This window comes from Ruegeria sp. HKCCA5426 (genome assembly GCF_013034585.1).
Taxonomy (GTDB): Bacteria; Pseudomonadota; Alphaproteobacteria; order Rhodobacterales; family Rhodobacteraceae; genus Ruegeria.
In genome coordinates this window covers 410,041-425,816 of sequence record NZ_WQGH01000005.1, presented here as the reverse complement: position 1 = coordinate 425,816, position 15,776 = coordinate 410,041, and the positions used below count along the sequence as shown (strand labels likewise).

16 protein-coding genes and 1 tRNA gene are annotated in these 15,776 nt (G+C 57.6%); 11 read left to right on the top strand and 6 right to left on the bottom strand.

What is annotated here, in order from left to right:
* Positions 1 to 400: 400 nt before the first annotated feature.
* From GOV87_RS11565 to GOV87_RS11550, 4 genes are all read left to right on the top strand, one after another.
* On the top strand, positions 401 to 1,156 hold the full coding sequence (locus GOV87_RS11565; RefSeq protein WP_171211849.1) for an allophanate hydrolase subunit 1: 756 nt from the start codon (positions 401 to 403) through the stop codon (positions 1,154 to 1,156).
* Positions 1,153 to 2,151 (top strand): biotin-dependent carboxyltransferase family protein, encoded by a 999-nt coding sequence (locus GOV87_RS11560; RefSeq protein ID WP_171211848.1) that lies wholly within the window; start codon positions 1,153 to 1,155, stop codon positions 2,149 to 2,151. The genes GOV87_RS11565 and GOV87_RS11560 overlap by 4 nt, the downstream gene beginning before the upstream one ends.
* Positions 2,152 to 2,163: 12 nt before the next feature.
* Entirely contained in the window at positions 2,164 to 2,925 is a 762-nt protein-coding gene (locus tag GOV87_RS11555) for a LamB/YcsF family protein (RefSeq protein WP_171211847.1), read from the top strand.
* Between the two features lie 151 nt (positions 2,926 to 3,076).
* Entirely contained in the window at positions 3,077 to 4,324 is a 1,248-nt protein-coding gene (locus GOV87_RS11550) for a hypothetical protein (protein ID WP_171211846.1), read from the top strand.
* A 60-nt stretch (positions 4,325 to 4,384) separates the two neighbouring features.
* Here GOV87_RS11550 and GOV87_RS11545 read toward each other — a convergent pair whose 3' ends face one another.
* Entirely contained in the window at positions 4,385 to 5,767 is a 1,383-nt protein-coding gene (locus tag GOV87_RS11545; protein WP_171124692.1) for a D-alanyl-D-alanine carboxypeptidase family protein, read from the bottom strand.
* 280 nt (positions 5,768 to 6,047) lie between these two features.
* Positions 6,048 to 6,749 (bottom strand): HAD family hydrolase, encoded by a 702-nt coding sequence (locus tag GOV87_RS11540; protein WP_171124636.1) that lies wholly within the window; start codon positions 6,747 to 6,749, stop codon positions 6,048 to 6,050.
* A 91-nt stretch (positions 6,750 to 6,840) separates the two neighbouring features.
* Between GOV87_RS11540 and clpS the strand changes: the two genes are divergently transcribed.
* From clpS to hemF, 4 genes are read left to right on the top strand one after another with little or no spacing between them, the layout of a single operon-like run.
* Positions 6,841 to 7,182, top strand: a complete 342-nt coding sequence (gene clpS / locus GOV87_RS11535; protein WP_171123198.1) for an ATP-dependent Clp protease adapter ClpS — start codon at positions 6,841 to 6,843, stop codon at positions 7,180 to 7,182.
* Positions 7,183 to 7,212: 30 nt separating this feature from the next.
* The gene (locus GOV87_RS11530) at positions 7,213 to 8,178 is read left to right on the top strand and encodes a class I SAM-dependent methyltransferase (protein WP_171211845.1); all 966 of its coding nucleotides are present in this window, start codon (positions 7,213 to 7,215) and stop codon (positions 8,176 to 8,178) included.
* Positions 8,179 to 8,214: 36 nt separating this feature from the next.
* Positions 8,215 to 9,012 carry an SDR family NAD(P)-dependent oxidoreductase gene (locus GOV87_RS11525; protein ID WP_171122384.1) on the top strand — a complete coding sequence of 266 codons (798 nt, stop codon included), beginning with the start codon at positions 8,215 to 8,217 and terminating at the stop codon, positions 9,010 to 9,012.
* Positions 9,013 to 9,016: 4 nt separating this feature from the next.
* Complete coding sequence (hemF, locus tag GOV87_RS11520; RefSeq protein WP_171211844.1) at positions 9,017 to 9,901, top strand: oxygen-dependent coproporphyrinogen oxidase; 885 nt, start codon at positions 9,017 to 9,019, stop codon at positions 9,899 to 9,901.
* A 7-nt stretch (positions 9,902 to 9,908) separates the two neighbouring features.
* On the opposite strand, the gene GOV87_RS11515 is transcribed toward hemF, so the two are convergent.
* The 4 genes from GOV87_RS11515 to modA form a co-directional block, all read right to left on the bottom strand.
* Positions 9,909 to 10,316, bottom strand: coding sequence for a hypothetical protein (locus GOV87_RS11515; protein WP_171124629.1), 408 nt, complete (start codon positions 10,314 to 10,316; stop codon positions 9,909 to 9,911).
* Positions 10,317 to 10,408: 92 nt separating this feature from the next.
* The gene (gene modC / locus GOV87_RS11510) at positions 10,409 to 11,506 is read right to left on the bottom strand and encodes a molybdenum ABC transporter ATP-binding protein (RefSeq protein ID WP_171211843.1); all 1,098 of its coding nucleotides are present in this window, start codon (positions 11,504 to 11,506) and stop codon (positions 10,409 to 10,411) included.
* Entirely contained in the window at positions 11,503 to 12,195 is a 693-nt protein-coding gene (modB, locus tag GOV87_RS11505; protein ID WP_171211842.1) for a molybdate ABC transporter permease subunit, read from the bottom strand. The genes modC and modB overlap by 4 nt, the downstream gene beginning before the upstream one ends.
* 3 nt (positions 12,196 to 12,198) lie before the next feature.
* On the bottom strand, positions 12,199 to 12,978 hold the full coding sequence (gene modA / locus GOV87_RS11500; RefSeq protein WP_171211841.1) for a molybdate ABC transporter substrate-binding protein: 780 nt from the start codon (positions 12,976 to 12,978) through the stop codon (positions 12,199 to 12,201).
* Between the two features lie 224 nt (positions 12,979 to 13,202).
* Between modA and GOV87_RS11495 the strand changes: the two genes are divergently transcribed.
* From GOV87_RS11495 to GOV87_RS11485, 3 genes are all read left to right on the top strand, one after another.
* Positions 13,203 to 14,456 (top strand): aminotransferase class V-fold PLP-dependent enzyme, encoded by a 1,254-nt coding sequence (locus GOV87_RS11495; RefSeq protein ID WP_171211840.1) that lies wholly within the window; start codon positions 13,203 to 13,205, stop codon positions 14,454 to 14,456.
* 73 nt (positions 14,457 to 14,529) lie between these two features.
* Positions 14,530 to 14,605 (top strand) — tRNA-Val (locus GOV87_RS11490).
* 131 nt (positions 14,606 to 14,736) lie between these two features.
* The gene (locus GOV87_RS11485; protein ID WP_171211839.1) at positions 14,737 to 15,732 is read left to right on the top strand and encodes a site-specific integrase; all 996 of its coding nucleotides are present in this window, start codon (positions 14,737 to 14,739) and stop codon (positions 15,730 to 15,732) included.
* Positions 15,733 to 15,776: the final 44 nt, after the last annotated feature.

Here is a 15,776-nt window from a genome sequence, read left to right as displayed (position 1 = left end):
AGCGCCGGTGAAGGGGGTTCTAAGGTTTACCCCACAAAGCCGCAAGTGGAAAATTGCATATAGCGCGTTTTTTTTGCAATTCAGTTTTTTATACTTCAATAGCAATAACTTACATTACATCCATCTAGATGATTTCACGCCTATTTACGATTCTTGAATGAAGTACCATGCAATCGCCACACCGCAGCACTCAAGTTCACCCTATATATAGTGAGATTTACTACTCCACCCACAACGCTGAAACGAGTCGGCCTTCCTGTTTTGAATCACGCCAGACCCAGAATCAGGGGTTCGACACTCAGCTTTGAGTAAAATGCCCGGCAACAATGGCCAGAGGCTTGCGCAATCCAACTGAATGCGGTCAGGTCGACCGAAAAGGAACGCCTTAGATTTTCACGTCATGATATCGTCAGACTCACACCCCTTTCCAAGAATTCAACCAGTCGGCTTTGACGGTCTGCTTGTTTCATTTGCGGATACCATGGCGGAGTCATCAAACCGTGCGGCGCTGGCCTTTAGAAATGCTTTAGACCTAGCCCAATGGCCCGGCGTTATTGAAACGTCCGCTTCGCTAGCCTCGGCCTATGTCCGCTTTGATCCCTACCAACTCCCTCACGCGGAAATCCGATCCCGTGTTTCCGAGTTACTTGGGCAGCAAAACTGGTTTGACGCCCCGATGCCCTCGGGCCGCAAATATTGGCGCGTCCCCACTGTCTATGGAGGGGACCTCGCGCCGCAACTGAACGAAGCGGCTGCCGCAGCCGGGCTGACATCGGATGAAGCAGTTCGACGGCTCAGCGACACGCGCGTGCGTGTTTTGACGATCGGATTTGCGCCCGGGCAACCTTACCTTGGGCCTCTGGGGCCCGAGTTCAATATACCACGTCTGCAAGAGCTGACCCCTATGGTGCCCGAAGGGGCGTTAGTTCTGGCCATCTCACAGTTTGTGCTGTTTTCGGGGCCGACGCCAACCGGCTGGCGGCATGTTGGGCAAACCGCGTTTCGCTGCTTTCGGCCCGAGACCCCAAACAGTTTTGCCCTGACGCCCGGTGATGAGATGCAGTTCTATTCTGTTACTCAGGAAGACCTGGAACATATTCGCGCGAACGACTTTGATGGTTCAGGCGGTGCGACGTATCAGGAAATCGGGTCATGAGCCTTTCCGTTCTGCGCATAGGGCCTGCTTGTACAGTGCAGGATCTGGGGCGTACCGGTTACTTGGATCAGGGTCTGTCCCGCTCGGGGGCTGCAGACATACTGGCCTTGCACGAAGGGGCCGCCCTGCTGGGCCAAGCGCCTGCATTGGCGGCTTTGGAAATGGCAGGCTTGGGCGGTGAATTCGAAGCGACCGAACGCACACGCATTGCGCTGACCGGCGCGCCGATGCAGGCGAGCGTCGACGGAAACCCAGTCATTTGGAATGCGTCGCATGAATTAGATGCGGGACAGCGATTGACCATCGGCGCGGCAATATATGGGACCTATGGGTACTTGCATATCGGCGGCGGAATTGACGGCGACATGTTCCTTGGCTCTCGGTCTGCCCACCTAACGGCCAAGATCGGGCGGACTGTACAAGCTGGTGACCGCTTGTCTGCCGGGGCCGGTTCAGGCGCTGTCGGGTTGAAACTGCAGCCAGACGACCGATTTTCAGGCGGGGTGCTGCGGGTCGTCGCCAGCTTTCAAACCCCTTTGTTTGACCAAGATACTCTGGACCGGTTTGCCAATACGCGGTTCCAACGCGGTGGCCGGGCCAACCGAATGGGAATGCAGCTTGAAAGCGCAGGAGAAGGATTTGCCGCCAAGGGGCAGCTCAACATCCTGTCCGAGGTCATAACACCCGGCGACATCCAGATGACTGGCACCGGAAATCCGTTCATCCTGCTGCCGGAGTGCCAGACCACCGGAGGGTATCCGCGCATTGCGACCGTCCTTCCGTGCGATCTGCCGCGCGCGGCGCAAACGCCCGCTGGCGGACAGCTGAGGTTCCAGTTCGTCACCATGGATGAAGCCGTCGCCCTGCACGCGGCTTTCCAAGGCGATCTGTCGCGCCTGCCCACTCAGGTTGAACCTCTGATCCGCGACCCACATGACATCCCTGACCTGTTGTCTTACCAATTGGTCGGCGGAATGATCTCTGCCACAGACTAAGGAGTTTTGCCGATGCCCAGCGTTGATCTGAATGCAGATATGGGAGAGAGCTTTGGCCCATGGAACATGGGTGATGATGCAAGCCTGCTCAAAATCATCACCTCGGCCAACATCGCTTGCGGCTTTCACGCCGGTGATCCGGACGTAATGGCGCAGACGATGATACAGGCGGCAGAAAACAATGTTGGTATTGGCGCGCATCCGGGGTTTCCCGACCTTCAGGGATTTGGTCGCCGCAACATGAAAATCCCACATGACAGCCTGCGCAATCTGGTCCGGTATCAGCTGGGCGCAGCCATAGGGGTTGCCAAGGCCGTTGGCACCAAGGTCCGGCACCTCAAGCTGCACGGTGCACTGGCCAATATGTGTTCGGTCGACATCGACATGGCGCGGGCTTGCTATCAGGGTGCTCTGGATGTGGACCCGGACGTTATCATCATGGTTTTGGCCGTAACCAAACAGGAAGACGCCGTGTGCGAACTGAATTGCAAATGGGTCGGAGAGATTTTTGCAGACCGCGCTTATAACGACGACGGAACTCTGGTCGACCGCAGCAAACCCGGCGCGGTCATCCATGACCCGGAACTGGCCGGTCCGCGCATAGTGAATATGGTTCAGGAAGGGGCCATCATTACCGAATCCGGAAAACGACTGGAAACGTCGATCGACACCATCTGTCTGCACGGTGACGGGCCAACTGCTGTGCAGATTGCCCGCTCGGTTCGGGAAAACCTGATTGCGGGCGGCGTTGACGTGACAAAATTCATCCGTTGATCAGGTTGGCGTAACTCGGCCACCCCATGTCGTGACTGTTGCCCGGTACGGCCCCAGGCCCTAGCATGTGCGTAACTGTATGATCTGAGTACCACAAATTCCGGGAACGATCCGCGCCGATCGAGCGGCGCAACGGCAAGGAGCGCGCTTAATGTCTTTTGATTTGATGTCTTACGAACCCCGCGGCGACAAGAAGAACTCGGACTTCTTCAACGAATATCTGCCTATGATTTACGAGCGCCGCTCAAGCTCGGGTATCGCAGATCAGGTCGGGTCGATGCGGGCCATTGTACTTCAGGTGGAACCGGATGCGCTGTTCGACACGCTGGTCGAACTCTACGTTATGACCCCCTATCGCCACACGGCCAGTTATCTTGGGCGAACGCACAAGTTTTCGGTTCTGCATTCTCATGCAGATTACCCCGCGCTAATCGTCATGGCTCCTCTCAGCCCGACATTCGAGGACTTCATTCCCCGTATCAACCGCATGTACCCGTTGGCCCGCAGCACGCCCCAGACCCGGTATGTCGGCGAGGTATTCGCGGCCTCCGACCTGAAGACGCTGACCAAAACGCTGGAAGATCAAAACATAAGATTTGAATATAGTGGCGATACCGAGAACCCGTTTTACACGCTGGACGGTTTCCGTTTCACGACGCCATCGGATTTCACCTGCAATCGGGTCGGCTATTCCACGCTGGATTTCAACGACACGGACAGCCTTGGCCTGGGGGACCGTGTCTTGCTCAGCGACGCGGAACAAACCCGCCTGGATCAGGCAGCCGGTTTTGGGTCAGACAGCAAGATTGCACCTCTGATGTTGGGGATCGACCACCTTGCCACGCGGGTATTGGCCGGAGAGCGTGAGGATGCGATCCTCGAGTTTCTCACGATGGTACCTTACTATTTCTGGGGTGCGTACAACATCTTTGACATGAATTCGTCCACCAATGTGAACCGCAATCCGAATGTCGACGATGACAAGAAATCACCTGCCAAGGTATTCACGGCGAACAACACGCCCTCATTCGTGAATTCCTTTGCCAAGTTACCGATGCCCACCGAAGACTTCGTGCGCAACTTTGGCCGCCGCCTGCACCATATGGCCGTCGAGATACAGGATGGAGACCACGGCGCTGGTGAAAAGAACGTCGATTTCGTCGTGAACACCCTCAAGGACAAGGGCGTGCCTTTCCTGGCGCATGTAGTTGGCGAATGCAAAGACGACCCAAACCTGAAACAGATTTTCTCAAAACACTCCAAGCACACTCTGCTGATCACCGAGTATATAGAGCGCTGCCATCACTATGACGGCTTCTTCACTAAGGATAACGTCGCCGCGCTGACTGCCGCCGCCGGTCAGGATGAACAATATCAGCACGGCCACGTCTTCGACTAAGAAAAAGGGCTGCGAGTGTTTTCGCAGCCCATGTTCAGTCTGAAGATTGCATGTCGGGTCTTATGACGGCCCAATCATGAAACACGTCACGTTCCGTGCCTGAAGCCTGCGACAGGCCAAATCAGCCTGTTCGCGGGTCATGCCCTGAAACGTCGCATCAAAGCCGCGCGCGCTTTGGTTCACTTTGCGCAGCGTTCCTTCCAGAGTGGTCATTTCCGAAAGGGCTGTTTTCAACAGCACCTTTTCGGCCTCATATCGTGTTGTGTAGCGCCCGACATTCACACCCCAGAGGTGCCCACCCGAGGTGGACAGGCGCGTGACGATCTCCTGCTCGGGCTCGGGCTGTTCGATCGGGCCTGTAGAAGCAAGGACAAGATCTTCGGGACGGGCCGCCGGGCGGGTCGTATCCTCGGACGGGGTTTGTATATCTGCGGCGGCAATGGCTGCCGCAATCCCGTTCTGAATGCGCGTGCCGTTCTTCGCCGCGGTCGCCGCGACTGTACCGGCCACCTGAACGGCGGCCCCCGGTCCGGGGCGCAGTACCGGTCGTAAACTGGTGGTCGGCGCGCCGACCAACCGCGCCACTTGTACATTCAGACCCGCATTTCCTGCATATACAGGACGCGACGGTTTGCGAATGGGTGCGCGCGACGGTGCGCGGCGGAAACCCATGTCCAGCAGTTCTGCCACTTTGGCATTTCGCGACGCGCCGGATTTACCGCCGAATACCGTGGCAATGATCCGTTCGTCTTTGCGTTTGGCCGAGGCGACAAGGTTAAAGCCTGCTGCCCGCGTGTATCCGGTCTTGATCCCATCTGCTCCCCGATAAGCGGCCAGTAACCGACGGTTCGTGTTCGGCACCGTCTTGATCCCGGCATGGGTCGATTGACGCGAAAACAGGTTATAATACTGCGGGTAATCATACAGCAGATGCCGGCCCAGTGTGGTCATGTCTCGCGCGGTCGACAGATGACCCGATTCCGTCAATCCATGAGCGTTCTTGAATGTCGTGCGGCTCATGCCCATGGCTTTGGCAGTCCGGGTCATGCGGCGGGCAAATGCTGCCTCGGACCCGCTGATGGCGATGCCAATTGCCGTGGCCGCGTCATTAGCCGATTTCACGGCAGCGGCGCGGATCAGATACCGGAACGCGATCGTCTGACCCGTGCGAAGACCCAGTTTCGAGGGGGGTTCGGACGACGCTTTCTTGGTGATGCGAACCGGGGTGTCCAGTTCGATCTCACCGTTTCGCACGGCCTCAAACGCGATATAGAGCGTCATCATCTTGGTCAGCGATGCGGGGTGAAGCCGGGTGTCGGCGTTGCGCGAATGAAGCACCTCACCGGTGCGCGCGTCGATCACCATGGCCGCATAGGGCGCGGCCAATGACTGGAGTGGTGCAAAAGCAAGCAACCACACGAATGCTATAAGAATAAAGCCCATCCGGGCCGGAACTGTCCGCCGAACCTGCACGATCTTTGCCTCTGTCTACCTCGCGCTGCCGGGTTTTCCCGGTCAGCAAATCAATTATTTTATTATTCTTCAGGCTAACACAGAGACCCCATGAAATAAACCGTAAGCCGACAAATTCGTCGCTTTGTCGGCCACGATAGAAACACCATATGTTGCCCCACCTGGGCCCCAAACCACTAAATCCGGGACACCCAAGAATACAGCCCTTGTAATCGCTCTATTTTTCCCGAACTGAGACCTATCGGCAACATCATCCAAGTGCCTGAACAAACCCTGTCAGCTCTCCCAGGTGTTGCAACTCTTTGAAACGCGGATTGCCCAATGGTGTTTCTGCCTTTTCGATCTCCCAGACCAGTCCATGCGGAACATATACACCCCAACACCCTGCCTGAATCGGGGCGACCACGTCGGATCGCATCGAGTTCCCTACCATCATCGCCCGCTTGGGCCCCTCGCAATATCTGTGGAAAATCTCTCGGTAAGTCTCCGGGGTTTTCTCCGAGACAATCTCGACTTCATCGAACAGCTCACCCAAGCCTGACTGGGCAAGCTTGCGTTCCTGATCAATCAGATCACCCTTGGTGATCAACACGACCTTATGTGTCGCGGCCACGCCCTCGATCGCTTCGCGTGCATGGGGAAGCAACTCAATCGGATGGGCCAGCATGTCCTGCCCTGCTTCGATCAACTGCCGAATGACTGACGCGGGAACGCGGTCTTCGGTTACTTCGATGGCGGTTTCGATCATCGACAGGGTGAAGCCCTTGATTCCGTATCCATAGTGTCGAATGTTGCGCTTTTCAGCTTCCAGCAAACGCTCCAGCAGGTGGTCGCGCTCGGCATGATCGGCAAGCAATTCCGCAAAATGGCTCTGCGTCAGTTGGAAGAACCGCTCATTATGCCACAATGTATCATCCGCATCGAACCCGATTGTGGTCAGCTTATTTTCCATTGCAAATGCGTCCTGCTGGCTCTTTTCTCTGACCCCTTAGACGTTATATAACCGCACAGATAAACCGAAGCCTGAATCGGACAGCCGTGTGATGCTTATTGACCAATGGATGATGTCTGACAATTCCGACGACGATTCTGACTCGTCGGTTCTGGTCCAGACACGCCCCAAGACCAAGCGCCCGCCGCTGTATAAAGTCCTGCTTCTGAACGATGACTACACCCCGATGGAGTTCGTCGTTCATGTGCTTGAACGGTTCTTTGGAATGACACACGCCGAAGCGTTCGAAATCATGCTGACCGTCCACAAAAAGGGCGTTGCCGTGGTAGGTGTATTCAGTCACGAGATTGCGGAAACCAAGGTCGGGCAGGTTATGGATTTTGCCCGTCGGCACCAGCACCCGCTGCAATGCACCATGGAACGCGAAGAGTAACGCCAGCGGCGGCTCTTATCGGATTTGCCCATGTCCCCTCGCCTTGATCTTGCCCTGCAAAGCGGCCTTGTTCTGTCTCAACCGCTGACAGTCATCGGGCCGACACCGGCAAATGATCTGTCATCTTTGTCGCGCGGCACGCAGGTCGTTCAGCCCTTCAAACCGTTCCACGACCATTTTGCAGACCAGGGGTTTGCCGTAACGCCGCAGTCTCAGGACCCGTGTCAGGATGCGATCGTGATCCTGCCTCGCGCCAAGGCATTGGCCCGCAGCCATGTGCAGCAAGCCTCCGCACGCGCAAGCGGGGTGATCGTTGTGGACGGCGCCAAAACCGATGGCGTGGACAGTCTGCTGAAAGAGATCCGCAAGCGCACAGATGTTGAGGGGCCGATTTCCAAGGCCCATGGTAAAATCTTCTGGTTCCGCGCTGCGCCCAATGCGTTTGACGACTGGGCCGCGCCACAAACCCAAATGGCGGACGGATATCAAACCGCTCCCGGCGTTTTTTCGGCAGATGGAGTCGATCCGGCGTCAACGCTGCTTGTGAATACGCTGCCGGACAAGATCGGAGCGCGGGTTGCTGATCTGGGGGCGGGTTGGGGATTTCTCTCAGCGTCGCTGATCCAAAAGGCGGGTTTGCGCCATCTGCACCTGGTCGAAGCCGACCATATCGCCCTGACCTGTGCGCAGGCGAATATAACCGATGAACGCGCGCTTTTCCACTGGGCCGATGCTGTAAAGTGGAAGGCGCCCGACGCGCTGGACACCGTCGTCATGAACCCGCCCTTCCACACGTCACGCAGCGCCGAGCCGGAATTGGGCCAAGGATTCATCAAGTCCGCCGCCCGCAATCTGGCCAAACATGGGGACCTGTGGATGGTCGCCAACCGCCACCTGCCATACGAAGTAACTTTGACTGAAAGTTTTGCGCGCGTTGAAGAAGTGTCCGGCGACGCACGTTTCAAAGTGTTCCATGCCTCTCGCCCTCGAAGGTGATCCCGGTTAACCTCCGCCTCAACTCAGGAGATTTGCATGTCCTTTTCCATCGCTGGCAAAACAGCAATCGTGACCGGCAGCGCCAACGGTGTCGGTTTGGCCATCGGTCGTCACTTTGCGGATGCGGGTGCCAATGTCATGTTTGCCGATATGGACGAAAAGCGTCTGGCCGATGAACTGGGCGAACAGGCCGATGACAGCAACATTCGCTTCTTTGCGGGTGATCTGCGGGAAAAGCTAACGATCGCCAATCTGCTTTCGGCCACCATAGACGCGTTTGATCAGGTGGATATTCTGATCAACGGGGCACGGCAGGTGATTCCGTCCGACCCTCTGGATACTGACGATGACTCGGTGCGGACTCTTCTGAACCAGAATCTGATGCCCGCTTTGCGGCTTAGTCAGGTTGTCGCCAAACGGATGATTAAACAGGCGGGTGACAACGAAAACCCCGCAGGGTCGATCATCAACCTGTCGTCGATTGCCGCCCGACGCACGCATCCGGATTTGATGGCCTATTCGGTTTCAACCGCCGCGCTGGATCAGATGACCCGGTCCCTGGCCGTGGCGCTGGCCCCGAGCCGCATCCGCGTCAACTCGATCGCACTGGGATCGGTGATGAGTGCTTCACTGCAATCCACACTGAAAGAGAACCGGGATTTCCGGGATGACATCGAAAAACACACTCCTCTGTCCCGTATCGCAGCCCCGACCGAGCTGACGGAGACTGCTCAGTTCCTTGCCTCGGACGCCGCCGGTTTCATCACCGGCCAAATTCTGACCATTGACGGTGGCCGCACCCTGCTGGACCCCGTCGCAGCCCCGGCGCACTAATCCAATGTTGGAAAAAGAAAAATCAACGGCCTCAGCCTGGTTCCGACACCTGCGTGATGACATCGTCGCGGCGTTTGAAGCGCTGGAAGACAGCCACGACACCGGCCCGCTCTCGGACGCGGAACCGGGGCGGTTTGAGGTCAAGGAAACGAAACGCCTAGCTGACGACGGCACGGATGCAGGGGGCGGCTTGATGTCCGTCATGCGCGGAGGCCGTGTGTTTGAAAAGGTCGGCGTCAACATCTCGACCGTTTACGGCACACTGGGTGAACGCGCGCAACAGGCCATGGCCGCTCGCAAAGGCATTCCCGGCATGACGGAAGACCCGCGTTTCTGGGCTTCGGGCATCTCATTGGTCGCGCATATGCAGAACCCGCATGTGCCGGCTGTCCACATGAACACGCGTATGTTCTGGACACCGCATGCTTGGTGGTTCGGCGGTGGGTCCGACCTGAACCCCTGCATCGAGTATGATGAAGACACGGCCCATTTTCACGCCACCCAAAAGGCCCATCTGGACCCGCATGGGCCAGGGCACTATCCACGGCTTAAAGACTGGGCAGATGAGTATTTCTATATCCCGCACCGCAAACGCGCCCGTGGCGTCGGAGGCATCTTCATGGATGACTACTGCACCGGCGACTGGTCAGCGGATTTCTCGCTGACGCAAGACATCGGCAAGGCGTTCCTCCCTGCCTTTGCGCCACTGGTCGAAAAGCGCCGGGTTCAGGATTTTGATGCGGCAGATAAGGACGCCCAGCTTGTGCACCGTGGCCTCTATGCAGAATATAACCTTGTATATGACCGCGGCACCAAGTTCGGGCTGGAAACCGGCCATGATCCCGATGCCGTTCTTATAAGTTTGCCGCCACTGGCAAAATGGGTCTGATCAACGGTCAGAACCCGAAATCCATGAAGTTGTCATAGCAATACCCCTGCGCGGATCCGGCGGACATGTTTTCACCGACGCGCTTGACCGTGACCGAGTAACCCGGAGTGGTATCGACCCCGTCGGGCGGGGTCAGCGAGAATTGCACGGTCCTCGTCTGTTTCTCGTAGGCCCGGGTGATGTAGATGCGCTGGGAGGCCTTGGTTCTGAGGGTGCGAATGGCAAAGTCGCCAATACCACACCAATACGCAACCGGCGCCGAAGAACCGGTAGTGGAAACTTGGTAAATACCGTTCTTCAGGGGTGTAACCGTGGTTCTGAACGCCGGATACGCGCCGATCCCGAAACCGACTGCCTGCGCGAGTCCCGGCAGGGCAATCAACAAAGCCAAAAATGGCAGCTTCCAATTTCGCATAACAAAAATCCCGTGAAAAACCTGACCAGAACCATAGCAAACAAAGAGACCGAGTAAAGAATCCCGATCACAACGCAAGAAGGGCCGGTGGCCTAATAATTGCCCAGACGCCCGCCTACATCCTGCGGGGCCAGCGCGACGGTTTTGATCACCGCATAACAAACCCGACCGGGCTCCAGCCCCAAGGATGCGACCGAGCGGCGGGTAATCCTTGCCAGAACCGACCCAGCCTTGGTTTTTATGGAAACAATTGCGCCCGGCCCCTCACCTGCCCGGATCGTCTCAACCGTACCCTCAAGCATGTTCAAAGCAGAAAGCCCCTCGGGGCGTTTGCTGGACAGGATGACCTCTTGGGCCGGAATGCGGATACGCAGACTGGCTCCGATCTGATGAGGGATAAGCGGTAGAAACAGACTGGTGCCACCTGCATCCAGTTCGGTCAGCCCGTCTTCATGGTGCTTGGCCACGCGGACCTGCAGCACCGCACCGACGGATCTGACACCTGCTGGCGCAACCGACGGGTCGGCCAACACCTCGGACGCGGGACCATGGCGTACGGCTTTGCCGTCTTGCAAAGCCACCACCGAAGTGGCGAGGCGCGCGACCTCGGCCGCCGAATGTGTGACATACAGAATTGGAACGGACACTTCATCCCGAAGCCGCTCAAAATACGGAAGGATTTCGGATTTGCGCGCATCGTCCAGCGCTGCCAGAGGCTCATCTGCCAGGATCAGACGCGGGCTGGCCAGCAATGCGCGCCCTATCGCAACACGTTGCTTTTCACCGCCCGAAAGACCCGCTGGCCTGCGATCCAGAAGATGCCCGACCCCCAGCATTTCGATTACCTTCTCCGGGCTTTCCCTACGGGCCCTTCTGGGCGCAAACCATCGCCCGAAGAATAGGTTCTGACGAACTGTGAGATGCGGAAACAGGCGCCCTTCTTGAAAGATATAGCCAAGCCGTCGTTTATGCGGCGGCAGCCACAGGCCACGCTCGGTGTCGAACAACTCCCAATCATCAATCGCGACGCGACCTGCCGACGGGCGCAACAAACCCGCGACCGCATTTACCACCGTGGTTTTACCCGCCCCGGATCGCCCGAATAACACCGTCACCCCGGGCGGGGCCTCAAAGCTAATGTCCAGACTAATGTCCGGCAGGTCGTGTTGCAGGCGTACAGAAAGACTCATGATCCGGCCACCCGTGCTGCGACCCGACGCCCTATGAATTCTGACAACAGCAAAGCGCCCATCGCGATCACGATCGAGATCACGACCAACCTTGTCGCGGCAGCTTCACCCCCCGGCACTTGCAGGAATGCGTAAACGGCCGAGGGCAGGGTTTGGGTCTGACCCGGAATGTTCGAAACGAACGTGATTGTCGCCCCGAATTCCCCCATCGCTTTGGCAAAGGCCAGTATCGCCCCGGCGATCACGCCCGGCAGGATCATCGGCAACGTTACCGTAGCAAAAACCAGCGGGCGCGACGCACCCAGTGTAGCCCCTGCCTGTTCAAGTTTGGGGTCCACAGCCTCGATCGACAGCCGGATCGCCCGGACCATTAACGGAAACGCCATGATCCCAGCGGCCAGCGCTGCTCCGGTCCAGCGAAAGGCCACAACGATACCGAATTCCGCCAACAGCCTGCCCAAAGGCCCCTGAATGCCAAATGTAATGAGTAACAGATACCCTGTGACGACTGGCGGCAGGATCAATGGCAGATGCACCAGCCCGTTCAGAACCTGCCGACCTGGAAACCGCCAGCGGGCCAAGGCATAGGCAACAAAGATGCCAAAAGGCAGGGTGACCAGCGTGGCCCAGAAGGACACACGCAAGGATAGCTTCAGCGCCTCAAGCTCTTCCGGCCCTAGCGATCCCATGCGTTATCCACCCGGCAGGGCAAACCCCTGCTCTGCAAACACAAGGCGCGCCGCTTCCGAGTTGAGATGGGCAAGAAAAGCTTTGGCCCCGGCGGATGATGGCAAGATCGCTGCCGCAGGGTAAATGATCGGCGGATGCAGGTCCGGTGAAAAGGTCGCAACGACTTGGACACGATCTTCAACCTTGGCGTCGGACCGGTAGACAATTCCCAAAGGTGCCGCCCCGGTTGCAACCAGCGCAAGCGCGGCTCGGACATTGTCTGTTTGCGCGACCTGATTTTGAACGCGGCTCCATTGACCAAGGCTTTGCAGCGCCGCTTTGCCATAGATCCCAGCGGGCACAGCATCCACCAGCGCCATAGCCAGATGCCCCCCATCCAGTGCGGCCTGCAGATCGACTTCCGGCCTCATTTCGCCGATTGTGATTGCGTCACCACCAGCAATCAGGACAAGCCCGTTCCCCAAGAGATCGACACGAGAGGCCTCATCTATCAATCCCTGTTCCTGCAGGACATCCATCCAGTCCGCGTTGGCGGAAATGAATAAATCCGCGGGGGCACCAAGCTGTATCTGCCGGGCCAAAACGGACGATGCTGCGTACGAGATGGTAACCTCCTGTCCGGATTGCTGTTCAAACGCGGGCGCGATCTCATCCAGCGCGGTTTTGAGGCTGGCGGCGGCAAATACCAATACGCCTTCCGCTTCCGCCCGCAGCGGACCCTGCAGCGACCCCACCAGAACGAGGGCCGCAATCAATACGCGGCGGGCACGTGACAGGAGCATATCCTTTTCGTTGGCATCGTTTCAGTCCCTTCGGGGATATCTGAGGCAACCGGGGGCACGCAAGCGCCTTTGCGGAACGCAGCCGCATATCAGGCAGATATTGAAAGAAAAATGCACAGCATCGCCATTTCCGTCAGTTGGTTTGCGACCAATGTCGCAAACGATATTGATCCAGACCCTTCACAGATGGATGCTGCAATCAACTCAGGAACAGGACGTCCACCATGCTGCACACTTCACCCGGTCTGATCGACGCCATTCGTTCACGCTTTGCCCATGTCGATGCCTGCCCCTTTCAAGGCCCCCGCATTTTTTTCGAGAACGCAGGCGGGGCTCTTACTCTGAACTCGGTCGTTGAAACCTCGGCCAAATTCGCCGCAATCCCTGACAATCAGGGACGAGACAACATAGCCAGCCATGCGCTTGTGGACATCATCAACACCGCCAAGGCCGATTTGTCAGTATTCATGAACGCCTCGACAGGGCAATTCTTTGTCGGTGAAAGCGGAACTGAGTTGTTGTTCCGAATGATCCGAACGGCCTGTGTCAACGCACCCAAGGGCAGCAAAGTGATCGGCAGCTCGATCGAACACCCCGCAAGCCGTAGCGCTGCACGACGCTGGGCCGCGATTGCGGGGTTGGACTACGTCAACGTGCAGCATGATGACGAAACGGGTTTGGTCACAGCCGAAGATTACCGCGCAGCCCTGACGCCGGATGTGCGCGTCGCAACGATCGTTCACGCGTCGCCCGTTACCGGCATGGGCATGGACGTCGCGGCCATCGCGCGGGCGATACGTGACATCTCACCCGACTGTTTCATCATCGTCGATGGCATTCAACACGCGGCGCATGGGCAGTTAGACATCGACAGCTACCGCGTCGATGGCTATGCGATTTCGCCTTACAAAGTGTTTTCTCGCCACGGCTACGGAATTGCATGGATTTCAGACCGTTTGACCGCCCTGCCCCATGATCAATTGATCGACGCCCCATCAGAGGGGTGGGAGTTCGGTACCCGCGACACCGGGTCTTACGCAACGATGTCCGATGTTGTGGCCTATTTTGACTGGCTGGGGGCTCAGGTCTCGGAAGAATCAGATCGACGCGCCCGGATTGAGGCTGCGGGTCGCGCCATTCACGCCTATGAAACCCACCTGACCGACGCGATGATCAACGGCACCGGCAACCTGCCCGGCCTGCGAGATATGGATCACATCACGATTCTGGCCGGTGCGGATAATCCTGCGCGGGAAGGGCTGGTCTCAATCGTAGTGCGCGACATGCCCTCTGCCCAAGTCGTGACGCGGTTGAATCAGGAAGGTATCCGCACCCACATCAGAAAGGCCGACCACTATAGCGGCAATGTACTGACACCACTGGGCCTAAGCGACTGTATCCGCATCTCGCTCTGCCACTACAACACCGAACAGGAAGTGGCGCAGTTGCTGACCGTTTTGAACGAGATGGCGGACTGATCCGAAATCTGAGAAAGAAATTATGCAAGACCCTCTTGCACCCGCGCGCTGGCTTGGCTACATGCACCGTCACGGGTGATTAGCTCAGTTGGTAGAGCGCTTCGTTTACACCGAAGATGTCGGGAGTTCGAGTCTCTCATCACCCACCATCCTTTCCTACTTGCGGATCAAGCACTTACGCGCGATGCACGGCAGATCGTGTCAAGCGTGTTTTGTCGTCCGCTGCGCCTACGCTGCAGTCACGTTGTGAAATCGCCCCCAACATGTGGAGATGCACACGATGGCAACAATCACAAAACGGCCAAGTGGTAAGTGGCAAGCGACAGTTCGCAAGGACGGAAGATCGCGTAGCAAGTCTTTCACAAAACGCGCAGACGCGACGAAATGGGCGCGCGAGACGGAACTTGGCGCGGAGCGTGGTGACTTACATCGCGCTTCTGATGCGGTAATCTCGGACATGACAGTCCGGCAGGTGCTTGAACGATACAGGGACGAGGTGACGGCGAAGAAGCGGTGCGCGGACAACGAACGATACGCGATAAACGGGTTCCTGCGATTCGGCCTTGCGTCGGTAAGGTTGGAAGATCTGACACCGGCGAGCGTGTCCAGGTATCGTGATCAACGCCTCGAACATGTAAAGCCAGCAACGGTCGTTCGCGAACTCGGCTGGCTTCAGCACGCGATCGACATTGCACGTTCGGATTGGGGTCAGCAGCTTCCGGATGGCAATCCGGTGAGGCCCGTGCGCAGGCCGAAAATCGACAATCGGCGCGAACGGCGGCTTCAGGCAGGCGAATGGGAACGTCCGCTAGAAGCGGTGCATACCAAACGAACACCGCTGATGAGGCCACTCCTGAAAATGGCCTTGGCGACAGGTATGCGGCGCGGTGAACTACTCGGTATGGAGTGGAAGCACGTCGATCTGTCGCGATGCACGGTCTTGTTGCCGAGGACAAAAAACGGACAGGCGCGGACCGTACCTCTCAGCCCTGACGCGGTGCTCGTGCTTGCAGAACTGTCTCGTGATCGACCGCGTTGTTTCCCGATGTCGGGCAACGCTGTACGGTTGGCGTTCGATCGGCTACGACGTCGTGCAGGTATCACTGATCTTACGTTTCACGACATCCGGCATGAGGCGATCTCGCGCTTTGTCGAGCAAGGCCTGTCACTTGCGCAGGTACAGATGATCAGCGGACACCGCGATCTGCGCATGCTTCTGCGGTACACGCACCTCGCCGTTGATGACATCGTTGAGGCGCTGCACGGCGTTGCGTGACATGTTGCGGATTACATGGCAAAAGGCCACATAAGTATATGATG